The organism is Streptomyces sp. NPDC059785, assembly GCF_042732375.1.
Taxonomy (GTDB): domain Bacteria; phylum Actinomycetota; class Actinomycetes; order Streptomycetales; family Streptomycetaceae; genus Streptomyces.
The window spans coordinates 77,892-104,793 of the sequence record NZ_JBHWHV010000011.1; the positions used below are offsets into that span (position 1 = coordinate 77,892).

20 protein-coding genes are annotated in these 26,902 nt (G+C 73.4%); 15 read left to right on the plus strand and 5 right to left on the minus strand.

Annotated elements, in window-relative coordinates; all coding sequences use genetic code 11:
* Positions 1 to 49 precede the first annotated feature (49 nt).
* The 4 genes from phsA (at position 50) to ACFV6E_RS11195 (ending at position 5,331) form a co-directional block, all read left to right on the plus strand.
* Positions 50 to 1,942 carry an O-aminophenol oxidase PhsA gene (phsA, locus tag ACFV6E_RS11180; protein ID WP_385460657.1) on the plus strand — a complete coding sequence of 631 codons (1,893 nt, stop codon included), beginning with the start codon at positions 50 to 52 and terminating at the stop codon, positions 1,940 to 1,942.
* Positions 1,943 to 2,097: 155 nt separating this feature from the next.
* Positions 2,098 to 2,967: a PDZ domain-containing protein gene (locus ACFV6E_RS11185; protein WP_385460660.1), complete on the plus strand. Its 870-nt coding sequence runs from the start codon at positions 2,098 to 2,100 to the stop codon at positions 2,965 to 2,967.
* A gap of 206 nt (positions 2,968 to 3,173) precedes the next feature.
* Positions 3,174 to 4,289: an aminopeptidase P family protein gene (locus tag ACFV6E_RS11190; RefSeq protein WP_385161534.1), complete on the plus strand. Its 1,116-nt coding sequence runs from the start codon at positions 3,174 to 3,176 to the stop codon at positions 4,287 to 4,289.
* Positions 4,290 to 4,389: 100 nt separating this feature from the next.
* Complete coding sequence (locus ACFV6E_RS11195; protein ID WP_385460663.1) at positions 4,390 to 5,331, plus strand: aminoglycoside phosphotransferase family protein; 942 nt, start codon at positions 4,390 to 4,392, stop codon at positions 5,329 to 5,331.
* Positions 5,332 to 5,513: 182 nt separating this feature from the next.
* Here ACFV6E_RS11195 and treZ read toward each other — a convergent pair whose 3' ends face one another.
* Positions 5,514 to 7,271 carry a malto-oligosyltrehalose trehalohydrolase gene (gene treZ, locus ACFV6E_RS11200; protein ID WP_385460665.1) on the minus strand — a complete coding sequence of 586 codons (1,758 nt, stop codon included), beginning with the start codon at positions 7,269 to 7,271 and terminating at the stop codon, positions 5,514 to 5,516.
* Positions 7,272 to 7,464: 193 nt separating this feature from the next.
* Here treZ and ACFV6E_RS11205 point away from each other — a divergent pair, with 193 nt between their 5' ends.
* The 3 genes from ACFV6E_RS11205 to ACFV6E_RS11215 all read left to right on the plus strand — a co-directional run bounded on the left by ACFV6E_RS11205 (position 7,465) and on the right by ACFV6E_RS11215 (position 10,237).
* The gene (locus tag ACFV6E_RS11205) at positions 7,465 to 8,016 is read left to right on the plus strand and encodes an FHA domain-containing protein (RefSeq protein WP_385161540.1); all 552 of its coding nucleotides are present in this window, start codon (positions 7,465 to 7,467) and stop codon (positions 8,014 to 8,016) included.
* Positions 8,017 to 8,213: 197 nt separating this feature from the next.
* Entirely contained in the window at positions 8,214 to 9,659 is a 1,446-nt protein-coding gene (locus tag ACFV6E_RS11210; RefSeq protein WP_385460667.1) for a M14 family zinc carboxypeptidase, read from the plus strand.
* Positions 9,656 to 10,237, plus strand: coding sequence for an SSI family serine proteinase inhibitor (locus tag ACFV6E_RS11215; protein WP_385460669.1), 582 nt, complete (start codon positions 9,656 to 9,658; stop codon positions 10,235 to 10,237). The genes ACFV6E_RS11210 and ACFV6E_RS11215 overlap by 4 nt, the downstream gene beginning before the upstream one ends.
* 46 nt (positions 10,238 to 10,283) lie before the next feature.
* Here the strand turns inward: ACFV6E_RS11215 and ACFV6E_RS11220 are convergent, their stop codons facing one another.
* Complete coding sequence (locus tag ACFV6E_RS11220; protein ID WP_385161546.1) at positions 10,284 to 11,534, minus strand: M14 family zinc carboxypeptidase; 1,251 nt, start codon at positions 11,532 to 11,534, stop codon at positions 10,284 to 10,286.
* A 359-nt stretch (positions 11,535 to 11,893) separates the two neighbouring features.
* Here ACFV6E_RS11220 and ACFV6E_RS11225 point away from each other — a divergent pair, with 359 nt between their 5' ends.
* Complete coding sequence (locus ACFV6E_RS11225; protein WP_385460672.1) at positions 11,894 to 13,156, plus strand: cytochrome P450; 1,263 nt, start codon at positions 11,894 to 11,896, stop codon at positions 13,154 to 13,156.
* Between the two features lie 39 nt (positions 13,157 to 13,195).
* Here the strand turns inward: ACFV6E_RS11225 and treY are convergent, their stop codons facing one another.
* Entirely contained in the window at positions 13,196 to 15,646 is a 2,451-nt protein-coding gene (gene treY, locus ACFV6E_RS11230; RefSeq protein WP_385460674.1) for a malto-oligosyltrehalose synthase, read from the minus strand.
* Positions 15,647 to 15,825: 179 nt separating this feature from the next.
* Positions 15,826 to 17,934, minus strand: a complete 2,109-nt coding sequence (gene glgX / locus ACFV6E_RS11235) for a glycogen debranching protein GlgX (RefSeq protein WP_385161552.1) — start codon at positions 17,932 to 17,934, stop codon at positions 15,826 to 15,828.
* Positions 17,935 to 18,114: 180 nt separating this feature from the next.
* Here glgX and ACFV6E_RS11240 point away from each other — a divergent pair, with 180 nt between their 5' ends.
* The 4 genes from ACFV6E_RS11240 to ACFV6E_RS11255 all read left to right on the plus strand — a co-directional run bounded on the left by ACFV6E_RS11240 (position 18,115) and on the right by ACFV6E_RS11255 (position 22,584).
* The gene (locus ACFV6E_RS11240; protein ID WP_385460677.1) at positions 18,115 to 18,933 is read left to right on the plus strand and encodes a Tat pathway signal sequence domain protein; all 819 of its coding nucleotides are present in this window, start codon (positions 18,115 to 18,117) and stop codon (positions 18,931 to 18,933) included.
* Between the two features lie 110 nt (positions 18,934 to 19,043).
* Positions 19,044 to 20,351 carry a copper amine oxidase gene (locus ACFV6E_RS11245; RefSeq protein WP_385161556.1) on the plus strand — a complete coding sequence of 436 codons (1,308 nt, stop codon included), beginning with the start codon at positions 19,044 to 19,046 and terminating at the stop codon, positions 20,349 to 20,351.
* A 111-nt stretch (positions 20,352 to 20,462) separates the two neighbouring features.
* Positions 20,463 to 21,701: an SAV2148 family HEPN domain-containing protein gene (locus tag ACFV6E_RS11250; protein WP_385161558.1), complete on the plus strand. Its 1,239-nt coding sequence runs from the start codon at positions 20,463 to 20,465 to the stop codon at positions 21,699 to 21,701.
* A gap of 163 nt (positions 21,702 to 21,864) precedes the next feature.
* Positions 21,865 to 22,584, plus strand: coding sequence for a 3'-5' exonuclease (locus tag ACFV6E_RS11255; protein WP_385161560.1), 720 nt, complete (start codon positions 21,865 to 21,867; stop codon positions 22,582 to 22,584).
* Between the two features lie 43 nt (positions 22,585 to 22,627).
* On the opposite strand, the gene ACFV6E_RS11260 is transcribed toward ACFV6E_RS11255, so the two are convergent.
* Positions 22,628 to 23,491: a phosphotransferase enzyme family protein gene (locus ACFV6E_RS11260; protein WP_385161562.1), complete on the minus strand. Its 864-nt coding sequence runs from the start codon at positions 23,489 to 23,491 to the stop codon at positions 22,628 to 22,630.
* A 215-nt stretch (positions 23,492 to 23,706) separates the two neighbouring features.
* Here ACFV6E_RS11260 and ACFV6E_RS11265 point away from each other — a divergent pair, with 215 nt between their 5' ends.
* The 3 genes from ACFV6E_RS11265 (at position 23,707) to ACFV6E_RS11275 (ending at position 26,884) form a co-directional block, all read left to right on the plus strand.
* The gene (locus tag ACFV6E_RS11265) at positions 23,707 to 24,642 is read left to right on the plus strand and encodes a carbohydrate ABC transporter permease (protein ID WP_385161564.1); all 936 of its coding nucleotides are present in this window, start codon (positions 23,707 to 23,709) and stop codon (positions 24,640 to 24,642) included.
* A 65-nt stretch (positions 24,643 to 24,707) separates the two neighbouring features.
* Entirely contained in the window at positions 24,708 to 25,541 is an 834-nt protein-coding gene (locus tag ACFV6E_RS11270; protein ID WP_385161588.1) for a carbohydrate ABC transporter permease, read from the plus strand.
* Positions 25,541 to 26,884, plus strand: a complete 1,344-nt coding sequence (locus tag ACFV6E_RS11275; protein WP_385460680.1) for an ABC transporter substrate-binding protein — start codon at positions 25,541 to 25,543, stop codon at positions 26,882 to 26,884. The genes ACFV6E_RS11270 and ACFV6E_RS11275 overlap by 1 nt, the downstream gene beginning before the upstream one ends.
* Positions 26,885 to 26,902 lie beyond the last annotated feature (18 nt).

Here is a 26,902-nt window from a genome sequence, read left to right on the forward strand (position 1 = left end):
GGCCGCATCACGGGGGCCGACAGGCCGACGAACACGGGGGTGTTCTACCTTGACCGACCTGATCGAGAGGGCGACCGGGCAGACCGCGGAGGCGAAGGGGAGCGGACTTCCGTCCGCGGCTCCGGGGGAACTGCTGCCGTACGTGGCGCCGTTGACGGTGCCGCCGGTGCTGCGGCCCGCCTCGGGCGATGTGCTCAGGGAGACGGAGATCGCGCTGCGCCCGACGTGGGTGCGGCTGCACCCGCAGCTTCCGCCGACCCTGATGTGGGGGTACAACGGCTCGGTTCCGGGCCCGACCATCGAGGTGCGCCGCGGCGAGCGCGTGCGCATCGCCTGGACCAACCGCATCCCCAGGGGCAGTGAGTTCCCGGTCACCGCCGTGGAGGTGCCGCTCACCCCGGGCGCCCCGCTGCCCAGCACGGTGCCGGGCCGCCAGGACGTCAAGGCGAACGCGGACGTGGCCGCCCTGCCCGCCTGGCTGGTGACCCACGTGCACGGCGCCCAGACCGGCGGGGGCAACGACGGCTGGACCGACAACGCGGTGGGCTACGGCGACGCCCAGCTCTCGGAATACCCGAACGACCACCAGGCGGTGCACTGGTGGTACCACGACCACGCCATGAACATCACCCGGTGGAACGTGTTCGCGGGTCTGTACGGCACCTACCTGGTCCGGGACGACGAGGAGGACGCGCTCCGCCTCCCGTCCGGCGAGCGGGAGATCCCGCTCCTCATCGCCGACCGGAACCTGGACACCGACGAGGACGGCCGGCTCAACGGCCGGCTCCTGCACAAGACCACGATCGTGCAGGCGGAGAACCCGGAGACGCACAAGCCGGTCTCCATCCCCTTCACCGGCCCGTACACGACGGTCAACGGCCGCATCTGGCCCTACGCGGACGTCGACGCGGCGTGGTACCGCTTCCGTCTGGTCAACGCGTCCAACGCGCGCATCTACGACCTCGTCCTGATCGACGAGGACGGCAATCCGGTGCCGGGCGTGCTGCACCAGATCGGCAGCGACGGCGGGCTGTTGCCCCGCCCGGTGCCGGTCGACTTCGACGAGGCGCTGCCCACGCTCACCGCCGCCCCGGCGGAGCGCTTCGACCTGCTGATCGACTTCCGGGGCCTGGCGGGCAAGCGACTGCGCCTGGTGAACAAGGGCGCCGGTCAGGCACCGGGGGTGCCCGACCCGGCGAACGACGTGCCCTTCCCGGACGTCCTCGAGTTCCGGATCCGCGAGGTCTGCGGCCCGGACGCGGCCGACACCTTCGAGCTGCCCGAGGTGCTCTCGGGCTCCTTCCGCCGGCTCACGCACGACGTCGAGCACGGCCACCGCCTGGTCGTGCTCACCCCGCCGGCCACCAAGGGCGGCGGCGGGCACCCGGAGATGTGGGAGATGATCCTGGTCGAGGACGCGAGCACCGTCCAGATCCCCACCGAGGGCATCATCCAGCTCACGGGCGCGGACGGCACGACGAAGACGTACCGCCGCACGGCACGGACGTTCAACGACGGGCTCGGCTTCACCATCGCCGAGGGCAGCTACGAGCAGTGGAGCTTCCTGAACCTGGCGCCGATCGTCCACCCGATGCACATCCACCTGGCCGACTTCCAGCTCCTCGGCCGCGATCCGTACGACGTCTCGGGGTTCGACCCGGCCATCGGCGGCACCCGCACCCCGATCGCGTACAAGCCGGACGTCCAGATCCCGCTGGCGCCGAACGAGCTCGGCCACAAGGACGTCTTCCGGGTGCCCGGCGGCCAGGCGCTGCGCGTCATGGGCCGCTTCGACGGGGCGTACGGACGGTTCATGTACCACTGCCATCTGCTGGAGCACGAGGACATGGGCATGATGCGGCCCTTCGTGGTCGCGCCCGCCGAGGCGCTGAAGTTCGACCACGCCGCGGGACACGGCGGTCACGAGGGCCACTCCGGCTGACGCGGCCGGATTCCGCCGGGCGCAGGCTCCCCGGCGCCTGCGCTCGCCGGACCGGCCCTGAACCGGCCCCGTTCCGGGCCGGCCCGGTCAGTCTCACTCGTTCGTGGATCGTCGGGCGGGTGGGCACCGGGTAGGGCATCAGCCGGAGGCGAGCCATGGAACAGACCGCGTTGCGTCCCAAGCCGATGCCGGGCCGGGATCCGGGTGACGAGTACGGACCGGAAGGGGGACCGCCGAGGCGTCCGCGCGCCGTCCGGCGGCGCGGCAGACGGCTGCTGACCACGCTCCTCGGCCTGCTCGTCGGCACGGGACTGGTCCTGTCGGGCGTCGGGCTCGGCACGGTGAGCGCGACGGTCCTCGGCGTGCCCGGACTGGACCTGCGGCAGCGGACGGGGATGTTGGCGGCGGGCGGTGCGGACGCCCCGGCGGGGGCCGGCGCGGACACACCGGCGGCGGGGGCGTCCGCGCCGGGAGCGGCGGGAGCGGCGGCAGGGGCGTCCGCAGCGGGGGCGGCGGGTGCGGCGGGGACGGAGACGGGAGCGCCCGTGGTTCCGCACCCGGCGGCCCCGGCTCCCGTCCCGCGCTCCGGCGCCGTCCCGCGCTCCGGCGCCGGCTCGGGTGCTGGCTCCGTCCCCGTCCCCGGCTCCGGCTCCGGTTCCGGCTCCGTCCCCGCCTCCGGCCCCGGCGCTCGCGTCGCGGAACCGAGGTCGGGGTCCGCCACCGGCGGGGCGGCGCCCGCGTCCGTGCGGGGAGGTGTCCGGGGGACGCTCGGCATCGAGGCCGTCGACGCCGCCGGAGGCGGGGGAGCGCTGGTCGTCTTCGTCCACGTTCGCGGCCCCGGCCACCGCGCGGGGCTGGTGCGTGGCGACACCCTGCTCGCCGTCGGCGCCGTCCGCGTCCGGTCGGCCGGCGGTCTCGCCCGCGCGGTCGCGGCCGCCCGCCCCGGTCGCGCCCTCGCCCTCACGCTCCGGCACGCCGACGGCAGCCACCAACGGCTGTCCGCGATCCCCGGCGTCGCCACCTGAGCCACGGCGGACGGCCCGGCCCGTTCGAAGCGGGCCCAATGGCTGACCCATTCGCAGCGGGCCCGACGGCTGACCTGATGGTCGAGACGGACCCCGGCATGGGGTGGGGCGGCCGAACAACCCCTAACCGGCTCGCGCGCGTCCCGCCGGAGGGGCAGGATGCTGCCCGTAGGCCCCTGGGGGACTCCGAAGCGACGGAGGTACGGATGACCGGCACGCCAGCGCCCTTCACGGCCGGCGACTACGAGGCCCGGATGGAGCGGGCGGCGCGGGCCGCCGCGGAGGCCGGGCTCGACGGCCTGCTCGTCGCGCCGGGCCCCGATCTGCTGTGGCTGACCGGTTACCGGCCCGTGGAGACCGAGCGCCTGACCCTGCTGGTGCTCAGGCCGGAGCAGGACCCCGTGCTGGTCGTCCCCACCCTGGAGGCGCCGGACGCCGCCGCGGCGGCACCCACGCTGGCGCTGCGCGACTGGACCGACGGCAAGGATCCCTACGAGGCGGCCGCGTCCCTGCTCGGCCGTGACGGCCGCTTCGGCGTCAGTGACAACGCCTGGGCCATGCATCTGCTCGGCCTCCAGAAGCGCCTGCCGGACAGCCGGTACGCCGCCCTCACCGAGGTCCTGCCGATGCTGCGCGCGGTCAAGGACGCGGCGGAGCTGGAGCGTCTCGCGGCGGCGGGCGCGGCGGCGGACGCCACGTACGAGGAGATCCTGACCGTCCCCTTCGCCGGCCGCCGGGAGACGGACGTCGCCGCCGACCTGGCCGATCTGCTGCGGCGGTTCGGGCACTCGCAGGTCGACTTCACGGTCGTCGGCTCGGGGCCGAACGGCGCCAACCCGCACCACGAGGCGGGCGACCGCGTCATCGAGCGCGGCGACATGGTCGTCCTCGACTTCGGCGGCCTCAAGCACGGCTACGGCTCCGACACCTCCCGCACCGTCCACGTAGGCGAGCCCACCGACGAGGAGCGCAGGGTGCACGACCTCGTGCGCGCCGCCCAGGAGGCGGGCGTCCGGGCGGCCCGGCCGGGCGCCGCCTGCCAGGACGTCGACCGGGCCGCCCGCGCGGTCATCGCCGAGGCCGGGTACGGCGACCGCTTCATCCACCGCACCGGCCACGGCATCGGCGTCACCACCCACGAACCGCCGTACATGATCGAGGGCGAGGAGCGGACCCTCGTACCCGGGATGTGCTTCTCGGTCGAGCCCGGCATCTATCTGCCCGGCCGCTTCGGGGTGCGCATCGAGGACATCGTGACGGTCACCGAGGACGGCGCCCGCCGCCTCAACACCACCTCACGGGAGCTCGCGATCGTCGACTGACCCCGCCCCCGCACACCCGTCCGCCCCGCGGGGCGGCAGCCCTTCCCGTCCCTTCCCGTCCCCTCCGTCCCCTCCGTCCTCGAACGGCAACGGCGCGACCATGACTCAGGCATCGACACCGACCGCGGAGACCGTCAGGCACCTGGCCCGCTCCCTGCTCACCGACAGCGGGGCGGCGGGCCGGGACCCGGACGTCCGGCCCGTCGCCGCGGACCGCGACCACCTCACCTGGCGGGTCGGCGCCCGTCACGTGCTGCGTCTCGCCCGGGACGGCGACGCCTCCGTCCGGCTCCGCCGCGAACTGCGGCTGCGCGACCTGGTACGCCCGCACTTGCCCGTCGCGGTCCCGGTGAGCGTGGCCCACGGCGAGTGGGCCGACGGCCTGGCCTGCACCCTCGACACCCGGCTGCCCGGCGGCAGCGCCGAGGAGCAGACCGTATCGGCGGTCGGCGAGACGGACCTGGCGGGGCTGCTCGGCGGGCTGCGCGAGGTACCGGCGGCGCGGGCCGACGCCCTGGGCGTCCCGCGCGCCGCGCCACGCTCGCTGGAGACGCTGCGCGCGCCGCTCGACGAGGCCGGCCGCGAGCTGGCCGCCGCCGACGAGTTCGACCCCGCCAGGTCCGGCCGGCTCACCGCGGCCGCCGCGGGCCAGCTCTCCGCGCAGCCCGGCGCCGCGGTCCTCGTCCACCACGGCCTCGAGGGCGGACGCCTCGCGGTCGGCGCCGACGGACGCGTACGGGGCGTGCTCGACTGGACGGACGCGGTCCTCGGCGATCCGGCCGAGGACATCGCCGGGCTCGCGATCGCCGTCGGCGCCCCCGCGGCCGTGCGCGCGGCGACCCTCGCCGGGTACGGCGCCCGGCCGTCCCTGCGCGGGCTCTGGCTGGCCCGCTGCGACACCGTGCTCCGGCTGTCGGGGCGGCTCCGGGGCGTGGACGAGGGCCCCCTGCCGCTGCTGCGGACCCGGCTGCGGCGCGCCTGGGAGCCGATCATGCTGGAACGCGTGACGGACCTGAGGGACGCGACGGACGAGACGCCCTGAGCCGTACGCGGAGACGTACGCGCCCGCGCCGAGGGACCGTGCGTCACGCCCGGAGTCGGCGCTCGGGCCGCGTCACGCCTGGGTCACGCCTGGATCAGGTGTGGATCAGGTGTGGATCAGGTCTGAATGAGGTCTGAATGAGGTCTGAATGAGGTCTGAATGAGGTCTGAATCAGGTCTGGGTCACGCCTGGGTCAGCACCACGCACGACTCGCCGGGCAGCCGCAGCAGTCCGTCCGTGCCGGGCGTCTCGACCGGTTCCCAGGCGGCGAGCACGCGCGCGTGCCGCAGCCCGAGGGGGATGACGGCCGGTTCCCGGCCGAGGTTCACGGCCACCCGTACGTCGCCCCGCCGCAGGGCCAGCCAGCGGGCCGCCTCGTCGTACGCCACCTTCACCGACCCGAAGTCCGGGTTGGCGAGGTCGGCCTGGGCACGGCGCAGCGCGATCAGCTCGCGGTACCAGGCCAGTACGCGCGCGTGGACCTCGTTCTCCGGTCCGGGCTCCAGCTCCGACCAGTCCAGGCAGGACCGCTCCCGGGTCGCCGGGTCCTGCGGGTCGGGCACGTCCTCCTCGGCCCAGCCGTGCGCCGCGAACTCCCGCCGCCTGCCCCGGCTCACGGCCTCGCCGAGCGCGCGGTCCGTGTGGTCGGTGAAGAACTGCCAGGGGGTGCCCGCCGCCCACTCCTCACCCATGAACAGCATCGGCGTGAGCGGGCCGGTCAGGGTCAGCGCGGCCGCGCAGGCCAGCAGCCCGGGGGAGAGGGACGCCGCGAGCCGGTCCCCCAGGGCGCGGTTGCCGATCTGGTCGTGGGTCTGGGAGTAGCCGAGCAGCCGGTGCGCCGAGACCCGGGTGCGGTCCAGCGGACGGCCGTGCCGCCGCCCCCGGAAGCTCGAATAGGTGCCGTCGTGGAAGTAGCCGGAGGTGTACGTCTTGGCGAGCGCGGCCAGCGGCGACCGCGCGAAGTCCGCGTAGTAGCCCTGGGACTCGCCCGTCAGGGCCGTGTGCAGACAGTGGTGGAAGTCGTCGTTCCACTGCGCGTGCAGCCCCAGGCCGCCGGCCGCGCGGGAGGTGACGAGCCGCGGGTCGTTCAGGTCGGACTCGGCGATCAGGAACAGCGGCCGGCCCAGCTCGGCGGCGAGCGTGTCCACGGCCGTCGACAGCTCCTCCAGGAAGTGGCACGCGCGCGTGTCGGCCAGCGCGTGCACCGCGTCCAGCCGCAGCCCGTCGAGCCGGTAGTCGCGCAGCCAGGCCAGCGCGCTGCCTACCAGATACGCCCGCACCTCGTCCGAGCCGGGCGCGTCCAGGTTCACGGCGGAGCCCCAGGGCGTGTGGTGAGTGTCCGTGAAGTAGGGCCCGAAGGCGGGAAGGTGGTTGCCCGACGGGCCGAGGTGGTTGTGGACCACGTCCAGGACGACTCCGAGCCCCAGCTCGTGCGCCCGGTCGACGAACCGCTTCAGCCCCTCGGGCCCGCCGTACGGCTCGTGCACCGCCCACAGGGACACGCCCTCGTACCCCCAGCCGTGCCGTCCGGGGAACGGGCACAGGGGCATCAGCTCGACGTGCGTGACGCCCAGGTCCACCAGGTGTTCCAGCCGTTGCGCGGCGGCATCGAGCGTGCCCTCACGCGTGTACGTGCCCACGTGCAGCTCGTACAGGACCGCGCCCGGCAGGTCGCGCCCCGCCCACTCGCGGCGCCAGGCGTACCGCCCGTGCTCGACGACCACGCTCGTCCCGTCGGGGCCCTCCGGCTGCCGCCGCGACCGCGGGTCGGGCAGGACGGGTCCGTCGTCCAGCGCGAACCCGTACCGCGTCCCGTCCTGCGCGTCGGCCTCCCCCGTCCACCAGCCCGCCCGCTCCGGATCGGGGTCCAACGCGCGCGTGGCGGTGCCGCAGTGGAGCGTCACCCGGTCGGCCTGTGGTGCCCACACCTCGAACTGCACGGACGGTTCTCCCTCGTCTGCTCAGCGTGACGTAGTGGGACCATGGTGCGTCACGCGAGATCAATTCGCTTTCGAATCCACCCTTTTGCCGTGTCGGAGAATTCTGCCGGTCTTCCGCTGTTGGCGGTCCGGTCACGGACGGCGGCCCTTGCTTTTCTGGACACTGTGTACGGGCTGTCGGACAATCGCCCTTGTGACATCGTCCTTCGAGTTCCACACGTACCCCGCTCGGCTGTCCGACGCCGAGCGTGACCGGGCGCTCAAGGCGCTCCGGGACGGTGTCGCCGTCGGGCGCCTCTCGCACGACACGTTCATCCGCCGGATGGAACTGGCGCTGACCGCCCGCCGCCCGGACGAACTCGCCGTGCTCACCGCCGACCTGCCGAACGAAAACCGTTGGTCACGCGTGGTGTTCGGCGCCGTGGAGGCCGTCTCCGGCTTCACCGTACGGCTGCGCAGGGCCTGGCAGGCCGAGCGGCTGCCCAAGCTCCAGCTCCCGAACCCCGGCAGCGGCTATCCGCTGCGCATAGGGCGCGACCCCGCCAGCGGCCTGCGGCTCAACCACGAGACGGTCTCCCGGGTGCACGCGGAGCTGAGCCGGCAGGGCGGTCTGTGGGTGCTGCGCGATCTCGGTTCGACCAACGGTACGACGGTGAACGGGCGCCGGGTGATCGGCTCCGCCGTCGTCCAGGGCGGCGACCAGGTGAGCTTCGGCCAGATGGCGTTCCGGCTCGCCGCGGACTGAACCGGGGGCCGGGGGTCAGGGGGCCGGGGCTCTGGCCCGGGATTAACCCGCTGCGGTCGCCAACGTCCGATCTGTCCCACGGTGTTGACGTACCCCAGGGCGCGTGACTGACTGTGCGTACACCACGCATCTCAGGTGAAACGGCGGCACCGGAACAGCGGAGGTGTGCCCTGCTGCCACTCCACCGCTTCCCGACCGTGGACGAGCTGGGCGCCCGGGCGTCCGCGCTCGTCGCCCGACACCCGGGGGACGCCCGGCTGCGCCGCGTGGGGACGTCACGGGCGGGCCTGCCGCTGTGGCTGCTCTCCGTCGGGCACGGCGGCCGGCAGGCCCTCGTCGTCGCCGGACCGCACGCCAACGAGCCGGTCGGCGGTGCCACGGCCCTGCGGCTCGCCGAGCGGGTCCTCGCCGATCCCCGGCTGTCCGAGGGCGCGGACGCCACCTGGCACCTGCTGCTCTGCCTCGACCCGGACGGCTCCCGCCGCAACGAGGGCTGGCTGTCGGGCCCGTACACCCTGGGCCACTACTTCCGGCACTTCTTCCGGCCCGGCTTCATGGAGCAGCCCGAGTGGCTGCCGGACGGTCCCGACGGCGCGGTACTGCCCGAGACCCGCGCCCTGCTCGACCTCCAGGACGAACTGCGGCCGTTCTTCCAGTGCTCCCTGCACGGCGTCGACGTCGGCGGCGGCTTCGTCGAGCTGACCCGCGACCTGCCGGGGCTCGCCCGCCGGGTCGCGCACGCCGCCGCCCGGCTCGGCATCCCGCGCGAACTCGGCCCGTACGACACCCTGTACTGGCCGACGCTCGGCCCCGCCGTCTACCGCATCCCGCCCCCGCGCCGTGGCGACCTCGCCGCCGCCATCACGGAGGCCGCCGTGGAGTCCACGTGGTTCCACCCGCATCCGTACGGCACGGTGACGGCCGTGGTCGAGGCGCCCATGTGGGGCGTGGCGGCCGTGCAGGACGCTCTGCCGCCCGCCGACGCGGACGGGGTCCTGCGGACCGTCAGCCGCACCCTGCGCCATGACACGGGGCTCCTGGAGGGCGTCCTGGCACGGATCAGGCCGGCCCTCGGCGCCGTCCCGGACGCGGAACGGCTGCTCGCCCCGGTGGACGACTATTTACTGGTCGGCCCCGGACTCGCCGACTCGTGGGACCCCGACATGAACGGCATGAACGACACGAACGGCACGGCTGTCGGGGAGGGCGCGATCGGTGGCGGTGGCGGTGGCGGTTCGGGTGCTGGTGCCGGTCCTGGTACTGGTACTGGTACTGGTGTCACGGCCGCGCGGCCGCTGCCGCCGCTCGACACCGCCCGGCTGACGGCCCTGAGCATCTCCGGGCGGCGCGTCGCGCTGCGTACGGCCGGGCTGCTGCACCAACTGGCCACCGCCGCGGGACCGGCGGCGGCCGGCGTACTGCCCGAACTCGACCGGCTCATCGACCAGTGGTGCGCCGACTACCAGCGGGGCCGCGGCGCCCGGTGGATACCGGTCGCCCGCCAGGCCGAGTTCCAGACCCGGGTCGTGCTCGCCGCCTTCGCACTCGCCGGCCGGTCCGCACCCGCACCCGTACACACACGCTCACGTTCGGGTGAGCGGGGGTGGGGTTCGGGGGCCGCCGTGCCGATGCATCTGGAATGACGCGAACGGCGATCCTCCTCACGACGTTCATGACGCTCACGACGGCAGTGGTGCCGGCGGCGGCGACGGCCGCGTTGCCGGCCGCCCGGGCGGCGGTTCCGTTCCCGGCCGGGCCCGGACCTGCGGGCGCGGACCAGGCCCGGCAGGGGCCCGGCGCGCCGGGCGACTGGCTGTATCTGACGGTGGCCACCGGCGACGGCTCACGGTCCGGCGAGACCCACGGCACGCTGCTGCTCTGCGACCCGCCGCAGGGGCACGCCCGCGCGGCACAGGCCTGCGCCGAGCTCCGTGCGGCGGACGGCGACATCGCCCGTATCCGCCCCCTGGCCGACGCCGTGTGCCCCATGGTCTACGCGCCGGTGACCGTCTCCGCGCGGGGCCGGTGGGCGGGCCGCGCGACGGAGTACCGCCACACCTTCGCCAACCCGTGTGTGATGGAGGCGGAGACGAGGACGGTGTTCACCCTCACCGAGTCCGAGCCCGGGCCCGACCACGGATTCGGCGGGTTCGGCGGGTTCGGCGCCGGTCATGGGTCCGGGGCCGGCCCTGACGCCGACCCCGGCTCCGTCTCCGGCTGACGTCGTCGCGTCCCCCACGGCTCGTACGGTCGTACGAACGGGGCCGTTACGCCACGTCCCCGCGCGCGTGGACGGCCGCCGCGACGACCGTACGCGTCTGGTGCTCGACCTGGTGGTCCAGCGGTACCCAGCGGGCGCGGAAGCGTTCGGCGAAGGAGTCGCTCCAGGCAGCGACGAGGCGCAGCAGCTGCGGGGCGGCCGGGTCGTCGGTCTCCTGGAGAACCCGGAGCAGCATCGACGCCGCCCGCAGCGGCAGCCGGCGGCCGAACGCGTCGACGCTGGCGACGTACGCCCTGGTGGTGTCCGGCGGCGGCGCCCCGGCCCAGTCCCCGGCCAGCCCCGGTACCAGTTCGAGCGCCCACTTGGCCGCCCGCAGCAGCGGACCCTCGGGTTCCGGCAGCCGCGGCTGTGCCTCGGCGAGCACCCGTTCCACCTGGGCCGCGTCCCGCAGCAGCCGCCGGGCCAGCAGCCGCAGCGCCGGTCCCGGAGCGGGATGCGGCGTCGGGTCGTCCACGCGGTCGCTGGCCCACATAGGCACCTCCACGACCGCGGTGAGACCGCCGTACCGGTGGGCGTGGTACCAGGTGCTGTGCCGTGCGTCGTCGGGCATGCTCGGGTACGCCGTGTCCGAGCCCGGGGCCGGCATGACGTGCACTCCGGGTCCCGAGGCGGGCCAGCCGACGGCGTCGGAGGCGCCGACCTCCACGGGGATGTTCAGCTCCGCCGCCGACTTGGCGAACGGCTCGGCGAGCCCCGGGATGTCGCGGGTGAGCTGGACCCAGCTGCCGCCGAGGTCGGTGCCGTGCAGGGTCACCTGGAGGTAGGGCCGCAGTCCGTCGATCACCCGGAACAGGGTGCGGGTCTCGGGCGGCAGCAGGTGGGGCGGCAGCACCGAGGGCGACCACTCCGGCTGCTCGGGGCCCGCCGGGCGGAAGAAGCCCAGGTGGTAGTCGAGCAGGGTGCGCGGCGCCGGTGTCACATGCAGGCTCGCCCCGTCCGGGTCGGCGCAGAGCAGGAAGTGCCAGCTCGTGTCGGCCCGCAACCGCCGCTCGGCCAGGACGCGTTCGGCCAGCCGGAGCAGCGTCGGGCCGCCGGTCGGCTCGTTGGCGTGGGCACCCGCGACGACGAGGACGGCGCGGGGCGCGTGGCCGACGGACAGCAGTTGCAGGGGCCGGCCTCCGCGTGAGACACCGACCTGCTGGAAGGAGCACAGGCCCGGCCGGTGTGCTGCCAGCGATCGGGCGGACGACTGAAGTTCGGTCACACTGGGATAGCGCAGCTCCGGCAGGTGACTCACCCCCGACCTCTCCGCCCGGTGTCGCCAACCCGCAGTAGTCCACGGACGCGGTGCGGTGTCAAGCGGGTGCCGTGGCGGCTCCAGGGGGCGCCCAGATGCGTTTACCGGCAGCCGGAAGCCGTGTACTGCCGCTACCACCACTGCACGCCGTCAACGGCCGTCTCGTTCACCACTCGAATGATGGCGGATTCACCCGTAGGGGTGCGGGAGAACTGCGGCCGGTGAGGCGCGGTGGTCGGCTGGACACAACGCGCGTCCATCGCCCCGCGCGGACCCGGTGAGGCGCCACCACGCGGCCAGGACGACACCCGGGCGAGATGTCCGGGCGACCCGGGCGACGGCGAGGCGGGAGGCCGACGGTGCTGTGTGCTCACGGTCTGCTGTGCGCGCACGGCCCGCCCGGCGGTACGCCGTCCACGACGCCGACGGCGCCCTCGTACACGTCCTCGTACGCCCCGTCGTACCTCTCCCCGTACGCGGTGCCGCCGAGTCTGCGTGCCCCCGGGACCGCGCGCGATCCCTTCCCGCTGTACCGCGCCCTGCGCGACCGCTTCCCGCTCGTGTACGACGAGCCCTTCGGGGCCTGGCTGATCAGCCGGTACCGCGATGTGCGCGCCGCCCTCGCGGACCCCCGCCTCGTCCCGCCGTACGACACGACCCACGATGCGCCGTGCGCGGAGGGCGCCTCGGCCCTGCTGGACTCGGCGCTCCAGGAGGACGCCCTCACGGCCGGGATCGGACGCGTCGCCCACGTGCTGGCCGGCCGGCTCTCCGGGCGCCGGGAGGCCGATCTCGTCGGCGAGTTCTGCCAGTGGCTGCCCGCCGCCGCGGCCGTCGTGGTGCTGGGCCTGCCCCGCGCGGACATCGCACGCGTACGGCAGTGGGCGGGAGACGGACGTCCGGCGGGCGCCGGGACCGCCGGACGGGCGCCCTGGGACGCCCTGTTGCGTCCGTACGTGGCGCGGTGCCGGGCCCGTCCGCGGCCCGGTGCGCTCTCGGTGCTGTGCGCCGCCCGGGCCGACGGCCGTCCGCTGTCCGACGAGACCGTGATCCGGCTCGCGGGCACGGTGCTGGACGCGGTGGCGGAGACCGAACACGCCCTGGCGTCGTTCCTCGCCAACCTCCTGGACCACCCGGGCCAACTGGAGCTGGTCCGGGCGGATCCGCGACTGATACCCCATGCCTGGACGGAGTCCCTGCGCCGGGACCCGCCGCTCCACGTCGTCCTGCGCCGGGCCGCCGAGCGGATCGGCGCGATACCCGCCGGGGCGGCCGTCGCCTGTCTGCCGGGCGCCGCGGGCCGCGACCCGGACCGCTACACCGACCCGGACCGCTACGACGTCTTCCGCCGGGACCGGGACAGGGACCGGGATTCGGACCCGGCCCACTGGGCCACCGGCACCGGCACCGGCACCGGCACCGGCACCGGCACCGGGGCCCACGCCGGATCCTCCGTGGTCGCCGTGCCCCCGGGTGCCCGGCTCGCCCGGCGTACCGCCGAGCACGCGCTGCGCGCCCTGCTCGCCGTCGCACCGGCACCGCGCTGGGTCCCGGGCTTCCGGCCCGCCCCCGAGGGCCTGGCCGGCCGTTCGCCGCGGAGCCTCCTGGTCCGCCTCCGCTGACGCGGCGCCCCCCGGTCAGCCCCCGCCCAGGTCCTCGCCTCAGTTCCCGTCGGCCTCGCCGGTCCGTTCCAGCAGCACCACCGGGAGCGGTCCGAAAAGCTCCGCCACGCGCGCGTGCCCGGTGAACTCCCGCTCCGGGGCGAGCACATCGGACCACCGCCCCGGGGGCAGTTCCAGCCGGGTGTCCTGCCAGCCGCCCTGTTCGGCGAGGCGCAGCGACAGCCGTGTGACCGCCGTGACCACCTCACCGGCCCTGGCGAAGGCCAACAGGTGCGCCGCCGCCGGACCCTCGGCCGTCAGCGGCGTGTACGCCGACCTGTCGCCGAAGACGTCCGGGCGCCGCCGGCGCAGCTTCAGGGCGGCTCCGGTGAGCGACGACTTCTCGGAGGGCGCGCGCCGCGGCGCGAACGGGCGCCGGTTGTCCGGATCGACCAGGGCGCGGTACTCGCCCTCGGTGCCCTGGTAGAGGTCCGGCACGCCCGGCATCGTGAGCTGGAGCAGGGCGGCGCCCAGCATGTTCGCCCGTACCTGGGGCGCGAGGTCGTCGCGCAGGTCGCCGATCAGCCGGCCAGGGGCGCCGCCCGGCCCCTCCCGGACGAACGCGGCCACGGCATCCTCGTACGCGGGATCCTGCTCGGTCCAGGAGGTGTGCAGCCCGGCCTCGCGCACGTGCTTCAACAGCGCTCCGCCGAGCCGTTCCCCGACGCCCTCGACATCTCCGATGTCCCCGGCTTCTCCGCTGTCCTCGGCGTCTCCGGCGTCTCCGGCGTCCCCGGAGTCTCCGGTGTCCCCGGCGGCCGGGCCGAGGCCGAAGGCGGTCTGCCAGGCGGCCCAGGCCAGCAGCGGGTCCGGGACGCCGGGGCCGACCCGGGTCACCTCGGCGAGCACGTCGCCCCACCGGCGGGGGCACTCCGTGAGCACGGCCAGGGCCGCGCGCACGTCGCCGCTGCGCTTGGTGTCGTGCGTCGACAGCACGGTCCCCGTGGCGGGCCAGTCGCGCTGCACGCGCGCGCAGTACGCGTGGAAGTCCTCAGGGGACACCGCGGGGCGCCCCGGGTCGCCGCCCACCTCGTTGGCCGACAGAAGCGGCACGTAGCGGTAGAACGCCGTGTCCTCCACGGACTTGGCCCGCAGCGCCGACGCGGTCTGCGCGAACCGGGCCCGGAACTCCCCGGCGCCCGGCCCGTCGGCCCGCCCGAGCAGAAGATCGCGTACGGCGTCCACGGCGGCGGCCTCCTCGGGCACCGTGAACACCTGGCGGGCCTCGGCGGCGGCCTCCCCGGTGACGACCAGGGAGGCGTCGGTCGACGTGTACGGCCGGTAGACCTCCATGCGCACCAGCAGCTCCCGCAGCGCCGTGCGCAGGGCCCAAGGGGCGCGGTCGCGCAGCGCGGGGTCCGGGGCGGCCGCGCACACCCGGTCCGCCGCGCGCGTGAGCCGGTCGACCTCGGCGGCCAGCTCATGCGTGAGGACCTTGTACGCGGCCCGGCGGACCGTGGACTCCCAGTGGCCGCCCCGGTCGCCCTGCGGCCCCGCGAACCGCCGGAACTGGCCGAGCAGCTCGCCCGCGCCCGCCGGGTCCACGAAGACGCCGTCGAGCTGTCGCAGCGCGTCGTACCCGGTGGTTCCGGCGACGGGCCAGGCCGCGGGCAGCGGTTCGCCGTCCGCGAGGATCTTCTCGACCACCGTCCAGCGTCCGCCGGTGGCCTCGTGCAGCCGGCGCAGATACGCGTCGGGGTCGGCGAGGCCGTCGGGGTGGTCGACGCGCAGCCCGTCGAGGACGCCCTCGTGGAGCAGGCGCAGGATCGTCCGGTGGGTGGCGTCGAACACCTCCGGGTCCTCCACCCGTACCCCGATGAGCTCGGAAATGCTGAAGAACCGGCGGTAGTTCAGCTCGGTGCGGGCCAGCCGCCACCAGCCGAGGCGGTACCACTGGGCGTCGAGCAGCTCCGGCAGCGGCAGCTTCCCGGTGCCCTCGCGCAGCGGGAAGGCGTGGTCGTAATAGCGCAGGACGTCGCCGTCGGCCTCAAGGCGGCCGAGTTCCGTGCCGAGGGGCCCGCCGAGCACGGGCAGCAGCAGCCGGCCGTCCTGGGCCCGCCAGTCGATGTCGAACCAGCGCGCGTACGGCGAATCGGGGCCCTCGCGCAGCACCTCCCACAGGGCCCGGTTGTGGCGGGGCGCCATGGCCATGTGGTTCGGCACGATGTCGGCCACCAGGCCGAGGCCGTGCTCCCGGGCGGCGCGGGCCAGTGAGCGCAGGCCCGCCTCGCCGCCCAGTTCCTCGCGCACGCGCGCGTGGTCCACCACGTCGTAGCCGTGGAGGGAGCCGGGGACGGCCTCCAGGACGGGGGAGAGGTGCAGGTGCGAGACGCCGAGCGAGGCGAGGTACGGCACGGCCGCCTCGGCGGCGGCGAAGGGGAACTCCGGCTGGAGCTGCAACCGGTACGTGGCCGTGGGGACTGCCACCGGGTCAGGGCGCTCAGGGGTCATGAAGACCTACGTACCCGCCCGGCCGGCTTTCCTGTCACCCGCTCACGCGTACGCACGCGCGCGGTCGGCCGATTCGCGCCGCGCCGCACGCCCCCGGGAAGCATCCGGGAAAGGCACCCCCTGGAGGGCGTCTCCCGCGAGACGCCCTCCACGCGCGCGTGGCCGCACGGCACACCTCTCTAGGCGGGCCGCTGGAGCACCGTCATGCTCCGGTCGATCAGGGACAGCCGGTCCCCGGCCTTCACCTTGGGACCCGTGTGCGCCGGCACCCCCTCGGAGCGCGCGGTGTCGACGATCACCTGCCACTGCCGCCCGTGGTCGACCGGGACGACGAAGTCCAGGGTCTTGGGGGAGGCGTTGAACATCAGCAGGAACGAGTCGTCGGAGATCCGCTCCCCGCGCGGCCCCGGTTCGGAGATCGCGTTCCCGTTGAGGAACACGGTCAGCGCGCGGGCGTGCGCGGAGTCCCAGTCGCGCTGGGTCATCTCCTTGCCCGCGGGCGTGAACCAGGCGATGTCGGACAGGTCGTCGTGCGTGCCCTCCACCGGCCGCCCGTGGAAGAAGCGGCGGCGCCGGAAGACGGGGTGGTCGCGGCGCAGCCACACCATCGCGCGCGTGAACTCGAGCAGCTCGCTGCCGTCCTCCGGCCACGGCACCCAGGACAGATCGCCGTCCTGGCAGTAGCCGTTGTTGTTGCCGCGCTGGGTGCGGGCGAACTCGTCGCCGTGGCTGAGCATCGGCACACCCTGGGAGAGCATCAGCGTCGCTAAGAAGTTGCGCATCTGACGCCCCCGCAGTGCCAGCACCCCCGGGTCGTCGGTCTCGCCCTCGGCGCCGCAGTTCCACGAGCGGTTGTGGCTCTCGCCGTCGCGGTTGTCCTCGCCGTTGGCGTCGTTGTGCTTCTCGTTGTACGAGACGAGGTCGTGCAGGGTGAAGCCGTCGTGGCAGGTGACGAAGTTGATCGAGGCCAGCGGGCGGCGGCCGTCGTCCTGGTAGAGGTCGGACGAGCCCGTCAGCCGGGAGGCGAACTCCGCGAGCGTGCGCGGCTCGCCCCGCCACATGTCCCGCACGGTGTCCCGGTACTTGCCGTTCCACTCGGTCCACATCGGCGGGAAGTTGCCCACCTGGTAGCCGCCCTCGCCGACGTCCCAGGGCTCGGCGATCAGCTTCACCTGGGAGACCACCGGGTCCTGCTGCACCAGGTCGAAGAACGAGGACAGCCGGTCCACCTCGTGGAACTGCCGGGCCAGCGTCGCCGCGAGGTCGAAGCGGAAGCCGTCGACGTGCATCTCGGTCACCCAGTAGCGCAGTGAGTCCATGATCAGTTGCAGTACGTGCGGGGAGCGCATGAGCAGCGAATTGCCCGTCCCCGTGGTGTCCATGTAGTAGGTCGGGTCGTCGGTCAGCCGGTAGTACGAGGGGTTGTCGAGGCCCTTGAAGGACAGGGTGGGCCCCAGGTGGTTGCCCTCGGCGGTGTGGTTGTAGACGACGTCCAGGATGACCTCGATACCGGCCTCGTGCAGCGCCCGGACGGCGGACTTGAACTCCAGGACCTGCTGCCCCCGGTCGCCCCAGGACGCGTACGCGTTGTGCGGGGCGAAGAAGCCGATGGTGTTGTAGCCCCAGTAGTTGTTGAGGCCCATGTCGACCAGCCGGTGGTCGTTCACGAACTGGTGAACCGGCATCAGCTCGAGAGTGGTGACACCGAGTGCGGTCAGATGTTCGATGATCGCCGGGTGGGCGAGCGCCGCGTAGGTGCCGCGCAGCTCGTCGGGCAGCTCCGGGTGCTTCATGGTCAGGCCCTTGACATGGGCCTCGTAGAGCACCGTGTGGTGGTACTCGATGCGGGGGCGCCGGTCGTCGCCCCAGTCGAAGTACGGGTTGACCACGACCGACGCCATGGTGTGCGGTGCCGAGTCCAGGTCGTTGCGCTTGTCGGGCGCCCCGAAGTGGTAGCCGTAGACCTCCTCGCCCCACTTGATCTCGCCGCTGATCGCCTTCGCGTACGGGTCGAGGAGCAGCTTCGCGGAGTTGCAGCGCAAGCCGCGCCCCGGCGCGTACGGGCCGTGCACGCGGAACCCGTAGCGTTGTCCCGGCATGACTCCCGGCAGGTAGGCGTGCCGTACGAACGCGTCGGTCTCGCGCAGCTCCACCGCTGTCTCCGAGCCGTCGTCGTGCAGCAGACACAGCTCGATCCGGTCGGCGGCCTCCGAGAAGACCGCGAAATTGGTTCCGGCGCCGTCGTACGTCGCGCCGAGTGGATACGCCTCTCCAGGCCAGACCTGCATGGATACGACTCTCCCAGTAGTGCTGTGCCCGTGGGGGCGACTCGGATCCGAGTCTCCCCGAAAGTGATGGAACCTCCTAGGACTTACGCCCCTCTTACCGGGTGACCAGGGCAGAGCAAACATGCCCATTTCGTGGGGCCCAAGAGACTCCTGCTGACCACAGGGGGCGAGGGGGAAAATGTGCGCAAGACAGTGCACCGCCATCTGGGCAAGGTGGTGGCCGGTGCGGCCATTGCGGTGGCGGGGACGGCGGCCATGGTCGCCGTCACGCTGCCGGGCTCGGCGGGGGCCGGGGAGTCGGCCGGCGGTACGGGAGGCGGCAGCTCCGCCCAGGGGGCCGCGGGGGCCGCGGGACAGGAACAGGGGGCGGTACAGCCGGGTGTCGTCGAGCAGGCACCGGCCGAGGGGGACAAGGGCACCGGACGCGACCCGCTGACCGACGACGAGCTGAAGCGCGCCGAACAGGTCGCGCTCAACCAGCGGCTGCTCTCCACCGGCGAGGACGTCGAGGGCGACCGCGGCCCCGAGCGCGTCGGCGTCGACCTCGCCGAGCCCGAGACGGACGAACTGGCCGACCCGTCCGCGCCGCGCCGCGCGGAGGCCCGGTTCTACGACTACAAGAACGACACGCTCGTCACGAGGACCGTCAACCTCGACACCGGGAAGGTCGAGCAGACCGGCACCCAGCACGGTGTGCAGCCGCCCATCAGCCGGGACGAGATGACCGAGGCCGCCCGGCTGCTGATCGCCGACCCGCTCGGCGCCGGTCTGAAGGCCGACTACAAGGACGCCACCGGCAAGGAACTGACCGCCCCGGGGCAGCTCTTGCTCCAGAGCATGGTCTACCGGGCGGCCCCGGGCGCGCAGCCCGCCGTCCTGGACGCCTGCGGGGAGCACCGCTGTGTGCGGCTGTTCCCGAAGGTCGAGAACGGGCCCTGGATCGACGCCCGCAGCCTGATCGTCGACCTGAGCGCCCGCAAGGTCGGCAAGCTCGGCTGAACCCGGCCGCGCGCCTCTGCGTGCGCGCCCGTCCGCGTTCCTTTCCGGGCTTCTTCCGCCTTCCTTCTTCCGTCTTTTTTCGTGCTCTTCTGCGAGGGAGTCACCTCTCCATGCGCGTCAACAGAAACAGCCGTGCCCGCACCCGGGCGGCGGTGGGCCTGTCCGTGGCCGTGCTCGCCGCCGGCCTGACCACGGCCGCGCATCCCGCGGCCGCCCAGCCGAAGGCCGCCGCGGCGGCCGCCGAGTGCAGCGCGGCGTACAAGATCGAACAGAAACTGTCGGGCGGCACCACCTGGCGGATGTGCTGGCACTACGAGAGCGAGGCGGGGCTCGTCCTGGAGAACATCTCCTACCAGCCCAAGGGCGAGGCCCAGCCGATCAAGATCCTCACCAGCGCCAAGCTCGCCCAGATCCACGTCCCCTACGACGACGGCGGGGCCGAGTACAGCGACCTCACGGGCGCCGGCTTCGGCCAGGGCCTGATGAACATGGTCCCCGGGGAATGCCCCGGCGGCACGATCAGGACCGTCAAGGTGCCCGACGCCTGGGACCCGGAGAACGACCAGGTCAAGGGGTTGTGCACGACCACCAGGACCCGCGGTCACGCCTACCGCATGCAGGGCGACAGCGCCAGCAAGGTCTGGCAGAGCCAGGGCAAGGACCTGCTCGTCTACACCGTGAACCAGACCGGCTGGTACGAGTACATCACCGAGTGGCGCTTCCAGGACGACGGCACCGTCAACATGAACGTGGGCGCCACCGGCAGCCTGTCGCCCGGCGACTACGACGCCGGTGACGGCCGCGGCTGGCCCCTCGGCAAGAACGCCACCTCGTACGCCACCAGCCACAGCCACAACGTCTTCTGGCGGCTCAACTTCGGTCTGGACGGCTCCCCCAAGAGCCGCGTCGAGCAGTACGACTCGAAGGTGAGCGCGCCCGCGAGCGGCAACGAGGGCCCGACCAACAAGACCACCCGCACCAAGGTCACCAAGGAGCTCGCGGGCGACGCCAAGAACTCGCGCTGGTGGCGCGTCGTCAGCAACACCGGCAAGAACAAGGACAACCACCCGCGCTCGTACGAGATCGTGCCCGGGGCCACCACCAAGTACCTCGGCCGCTCCTACACCAAGCACGACATCTACTTCACCGAGTACAAGAAGTGCGAGCAGTTCGCCAGTGACAACCTGCGCAACTGCGGTACCGGAGCCGGTAAGTCCGTCGACAAGTGGGTCAACGGGCAGACCCTCACACACCCCGTCGTGTGGATGAACGTCGGCTTCCACCACATAGCCCGGGACGAGGACCAGCAGCCCATGCCGGTCCACTGGCAGGGCTTCTCCATCGCCCCGCGCGACGTCACCGCTATGAATCCGCTCACTCCCGCCGAGCTCGCCGACCAGAACGGCCAACAGCAATAAGGTAGTTGAGAAACGACCTGTCCATCCGGCTGCACCGCCCGCCGCTCCCGGAGTACCCTTCCTTGATCGTTGGCTAGGGGAGTGCTCGGGGGAGCGGAAGGCGGTGCGCGGGTGGGCTCGGGAGGGCTGGAGTTGCCTCCTGGTGACGAGAGTCACGAGGGGACCTCCACAGATGTCCCACCCGGGGCGGTGTCCCTGGCGCGGCCGATGGAGATGGGTTCCATCGGCCCCGAACTGGACTGGGGCGCCGACGCCTGGCACGAGGTGCGCACCCGCGCCCAGCGGGCCGGCCGCGCCTACATCTGGCTGAACCTGGTCGAGCAGCGGCTGCGCGCGGTCGTCGCCGCCGTCCTGCGCCCGATCTACGAACCGGTCCACGGCGACGACTGGGTGGTCGCCGCGGCCGGACCCGCCGGGCAGGAGTGGGTGCAGCGGGCGGTCGCCGTGCGCGAGGTGAGCCGCCGCAAGGGCTATCTGCTCGACCCCGCCGACGACAACGTGCTCAGCTTCCTGACGCTGCCGCAGCTCCGCGAGCTGATGGTGCAGCACTGGCCGTGCTTCGAGCCCTACTTCGACGAGCGCCGCGACGTCGAGCTGGCCCTGGACGAGCTGGAGGTCACCCGCAACGTGGTCTCCCGCAACCGGGCCCTGTCGGAGACCGTGCTCGCCCAGGCCGAGCGCGCCGCCGCCCGGCTCCTGGAGATCCTCGGCGCGGGCAGCGACGTGCCCTCCGCGCGCCGGCTGCCCGTCGACGCGGTCGAGGACCTGGTCGGCGACCGGTACGCGGACGTGGTCGGGGTCCACTCCGACCGGGTGCGGCTGCTGCGGCAGTTCCCCGCGGAGGACCTGTTCGGCGGGGCCCGCCGGCTCGACGCCATCGGCATCGGGTTGAACCTGCTGGTGCAGAACTTCTCGGGGCGGCGCCTCGTGCGGCTCGCCGAGACGGGCTGCCGGGTGCGGCTGCTGTTCCTCAACCCGGCCTCCAGCGCGGTGAAGCGGCGCGAGCGGGAACTCGGCATCAAGCGCGGCGAGCTGAGCCGCTCGGTCGAGACGAACATCCTGCACATGCGCCGGGTCCGCTCGAAGCTGCGGGACCCCGGCGCCTTCGAGATCCAGGTCTTCGACGAGACGCCGCGCTTCACCGCCTACCTCGTCGACGGCGACGGCTCGGACGGCATCGCCGTCGTGCAGTCGTATCTGCGGCGGACCCGGGGCATGGAGGCGCCCGTGCTCGTGCTGCGCGGCGGCGGCCGGATACTCAAAGCGGACGATTCCGGCGAAGAAGGTCTTTTCCCCACGTACCGCGAGGAGTTCGAGGCCGCGTGGGTGGACTCGCGGCCCGTGTCCTGAAGGCGACGCGGCGGGTGGTGCGGCGGGCGGCCGGGAGGGCTGTTCCGCGGGCCGCAGGGCCGGGCGGTGCGGCCGTCGCGGGACCGCGCTCCGGGCATTGTCAGTGGCCCGTGCGATGGTGGGGACCACTGGGGGAAAGCACCATGAAGAAGGGGGGCCGCCCATGGGCTGGCACCGGGAGCTGCTGATCGGCTTCGACCTGGAGACGACCGGGACGGATCCGCGCGAGGCGCGCATCGTCACCGGAGCGGTGATAGAGGTCAGGGGCCAAGAGCCGGTCGGACGCCGCGAGTGGCTGGCCGACCCGGGCGTGGAGATCCCCGCCGACGCCGTCGCCGTGCACGGCATCAGCAATGAGCGGGCGGCGGCCGAGGGCCGCCCGGCCGACCAGGTCGCCGACGCCATCGCCACGGTCCTCGTGGGGTACTGGCAGGCGGGCGTCCCGGTCGTGGCGTACAACGCGGCCTTCGACCTCACGCTGCTCTCCGCCGAACTGCGGCGGTACGGACTGCCGTCGCTGCGCGAGCGCCTCGGCGGGACGGACCCCGCCCCGGTCATCGACCCCTACACCATCGACCGCTCGGTGGACCGCTACCGCCGCGGCAAGCGCAACCTGGAAGCGGTCTGCACGGAGTACGGGATCGCGCTCGGCACGGCGCACGACGCGACGGCCGACGCGCTCGCCGCGGCCCGGCTGGCCGGCGCGATAGCCGGCCGCCACCCGAAGGTCGCGACCCTCGGCCCGGCGGAGCTGCACCGCCGCCAGATCGAGTGGTACGCCGAGTGGGCGGCGGACTTCCAGAACTTCCTGCGGCGCAAGGACCCGGCCGCCGTGGTGGACGGGGCGTGGCCCCTGCGGGACCTGGCGGACGACCTGGTCTGACGGCCTGACCGGCGGGGCACGGGCCGGTACCGGGGCCGCGTCCTCAGAACGGGTACCAGCGGACCGTCGCGTCCCCGTCGCGCAGGGACGCCACGCGCCGTTCGAACTCGGCCAGGGCCTTGGGGCCGGCCGGTGCGTGCTGGGCGACCCAGGCGCAGCTGGCCGTCTCCCGGGCCCCGCGCAGCACCTCGCAGCCCGCCCACTCCCGCACGTCCCAGCCGTAGGTCCGGGTGAAGGAGTCGTACGCCTCGGCGGGCAGCCCGTAGCGGTCGCGGGACAGGGCCATCACCACCAGGTCGTGCTCGCGCAGGTCGGCGGAGAAGGTCTCCAGGTCGACCAGGACGGGACCGTCGGGTCCGACATGGACGTTGCGGGGCAGCGCGTCGCCGTGGATCGGGCCCGGCGGCAGCGCGGGGACGAGCGCGGCAGCGGCGGCGGCGAAGCCGTCCCGGCGCTGCCGCAGATACGCCGCGTCCGCGGGATCGATCGCGTCGCCCGCGAGACGCAGCCAGCGCTCCACACCGCCCAGCAGTTCGCGGGGCGGCAGGGTGAACGGAGGGGAGGGCAGCGCATGCACCACACGCAGCAGCTCGGCCAGGTCGCGCGGCTCGGCGGGGCGCACCGGGTCGGGCAGCCGGTGCCAGAGGGTCACCGGACAGCCGTCGACGAGCAGCGGCTCGGGCTCGGCGGCCCGCACGGCGGGGACGCCCGCCCCGGCGAGCCAGCCCGCGATGTCCAGTTCACGGCGCGCGCGGTCCAGGAGTTCGGCGTCCCGCCCGACCTTGACCACCAGGTCACCGGCGGTGAACACCGCGTTCTCGCCCAGGGAGAGCAGCCGCGCTTCCTCCGGCGCCCCGGGCAGCACGCCCGCCGCGGCCAGGACCTCCCGCGCCCGTGCCTCGTCCATCGTCCGTTCGCCTCCGTGTCCTCGTCCACCCGGTGCACCAGGCACCGTCAGTGTCGCATTCGCACTGGTGGGACGCCTCATGAGGGTGTGCGCACCGCCTTGACGTCCCCTCCGTTGGTCAGGAACATGACGGGAGCCGTCCGGGCGTCCGGCCTGGTCGTCACGGTGCCGACCAGGGCCCGGACCGCCCCGAGCCGCCCGAAGGAGCCGCAACCGTGACACTGGCGACCGCGACGAGGCGGTCCACGAAGAGCGCCCGCGGGCGGACCGGGGACACCCGCCCCGCCGACCACGGCGCCTGGTTCCTGGTGCTGCCCGCGCTCATCCCGATCCTGGTGCTCAGCGTGGGACCGCTGCTCTACGGGATCGCGCTGGCCTTCACCGATGCCCAGTCGGGCCGGACCCGGGCGACGCAGTGGATCGGCACGCTGAACTTCCAGGACCTGCTGCACGACACGCTCTTCTGGGACTCGTTCCGGATCGGCCTGCTGTGGGCGGTCGGCGTGACCGTGCCGCAGTTCCTGCTCGCGCTCGGCCTCGCCCTGCTGCTGAACCAGGAGCTGAGACTGCGCTGGCTGGCGCGCGCCCTTGCGATCATCCCCTGGGCGATGCCCGAGGTCGTGGTGGGCATCATGTGGCGGCTCGTCTACAACCCGGACGCGGGCATCCTCAACGAGACGCTGCGCGACCTGGGCCTCGGCGACGGCCGGGACTGGCTGAGCGGACTGGCCACGGCGCTGCCCGCGGTGATCGTCGTCGGCGTCTGGGCGGGCCTGCCGCAGACCACGGTCGCCCTCCTCGCGGGACTCCAGAACACCCCGCGCGAGCTGCACGAGGCGGCCGCCATGGACGGCGCGGGCGCCTGGCGCCGTTTCCGCACCGTCACCTGGCCCGCCCTCAGACCGGTCGCCGCGGCCATCACGGCGCTCAACCTCATCTGGAACTTCAACTCCTTCGCCCTGGTCTACGTGCTCACCAACGGCGGCCCCGGCGGACGGACCCGGCTGCCGATGCTGTTCGCGTACGAGGAGGCGTTCCGGTACGGGCAGTTCGGCTACGCGGCGGCGATGGGATGCGTGATGGTCGCGGTGATCTCGGTGCTGCTCGCCGTGCACCTGGTGGGGCGGCTGAGGGGAGACGGCGACCGATGACGGCACGAGCACGAACACAAGCACGCACCGGTGGACGCGGCGCCCGCACCGGCTCCGGTACGGGCATCCGTACCAACCGCAAGGCGCGGGCCGGGCAGTACCTCGCGCTCCTTGCCTACCTCGTCTTCCTCGCCTTCCCGTTCCTCTGGCTGATCTCCACCGCCTTCAAGCCGCCGCGCGAGCTGGCCGACCTGCACCCCACCTGGATCCCGAAGAACCCCACGCTGGACAACTTCCGGCAGGCGTTCGACGAGCAGCCGCTGCTGCACGCCGCGCTCAACTCGCTGCTCGCCGCGGTCGGCGCGGCCGTCATCGCCGTCGTCGTCGCGACCCCCATGGCCTACGTGATGGCCCGGCGCCGCACGCTGCTCGCGAGAGCGGCCACCGGGTGGGTCGTGGTCAGCCAGGCGTTCCCCTTCGTGCTGCTGATCATCCCGCTGTTCCTGGTCCTGAAGAACCTGCGGCTGATCAACTCGGTGCCGGGACTGGTCATGGTCTACGTGGTGTGGGCGCTGCCGTTCGCCCTGTGGATGCTGGTCGGGTACGTACGGGCCGTGCCGGCCGAGCTGGAGGAGGCCGCGGCGGTGGACGGGGCCGGGCGGGCGCGCGTCCTGTTCTCGGTCACCGCGCCGCTGCTGGCGCCGGGCATCGTGGCGACGGCGCTGTTCGCCTTCATCACCGCGTGGAACGAGTTCTTCTTCGCGCTCGTGCTGCTCAAGACGCCGGAGAAACAGACCCTGCCGGTCGTCCTGACGCACTTCATCGGGGCGGAGGGCGTCGCGGACCTGGGACCGCTGGCCGCGGCGGCGTTCCTCGCGACGCTGCCCTCCCTCGTCGTCTTCGCGGTCATCCAGAAGCGGATCACGGGCGGCATGCTCGCCGGGGCGGTGAAGAGCTGATGCGGAACCGACGGACGCGACGCACGCGACGGTCGCGGGGGACGCGGCGGACGCGATGGACCGGGGTCCTGGCGGCAGTGGGCCTGCTGCTCGCCGGCTGCTCGGGCGCGGGCGGCGACGGTGGCGACGGCGGTCCGGTGCGGCTCAGATTCCAGTCGCTGGCCTGGCAGGACGAGTCCGTCACCGCCAACAAGGAGCTGGTGCAGGAGTGGAACGCGAGCCACCCGGACGTCCAGGTCGAGTACGTCCAGGGAAGCTGGGACAGCGTCCACGACCAGCTGCTCACCGCGTTCGAGGGCGGGGAGGCGCCGGACATCATCCACGACGCCTCGGACGACCTCGCGGACTTCGCCTACGGCGGCTATCTCGCCGACCTCACCGAGCTGCTGCCGCGGCGCCTGAAGTCGGACATCCCGCAGCGCAGTTGGGAGACGACGACCTTCAGCGAGGGAGACGGCGACGGGATCTACGGCGTGCCGTTCCTCCAGGAGCCGCGGGTGCTGATCGCCAACACGACGTGGCTGAAGAAGTCGGGCGTGCGGATACCGACGCCCGAGCGGCCGTGGAGCTGGGCGGAGTTCCGGACCGTCACGAAGCGCCTGAGCGGTGACGGGAAGTACGGCGTGGCCTGGCCGCTCAAGGAGCCGGTGTCGGCCACCCTCAACCTGTCGCTGTCCACCGGCGGCGAGCTGTTCCACCGGGGCGCGGACGGCCGGGTGGAGGTCCGCTTCGACGCCGCCGACGAGGTCGTGCCGCGCACCGTGCACGACCAGGTGAACGAGGACGGCAGCGCGTCGGGCACGACGCTCGGCATGGGCGGCTCCGACACGCTGCCCGGGTTCTTCGGCGGCAAGTACGCGATGGTGCCGCTCGGGTTCTCCTACCGGCAGCAGCTCGCCCAGCAGGCGCCGAAGGGCTTCGACTGGCAGGTGTTGCCGGCCCCGGCGGGCGCGGACGGGCTCACCCAGGGCGTCAGCCCGCAGACGCTGTCCGTCGCCGAGGACAGCCCGCACAAGACGGAGGCCGCCGAGTTCATCGACTTCCTGCTCAGACCGGACAACATGGTCCGTCTCGCGCTCGGCGACTGGATGCTGCCCACGGGCACGGCGGCCCTGGCGGATCCGGCCCTGCACACCACCAAGGACGACTGGGCGACCGGCACCGCGCTCGCCACCCGGCTGCGTTCGGCCCCCGCCCAGTCCGTCCGCGGCTACCCCGAGTGGAAGGACAAGGTCGCGACGCCCGCCTTCCAGGAGTACTACAGCGGGGCGATCGGCCTGGCCGAGCTGAGACGCAGGCTGGTGAAGGACGGGAACCTGGTACTGGCGCGCTACCAGAGATGACGCGGTCCGGCCCGCATT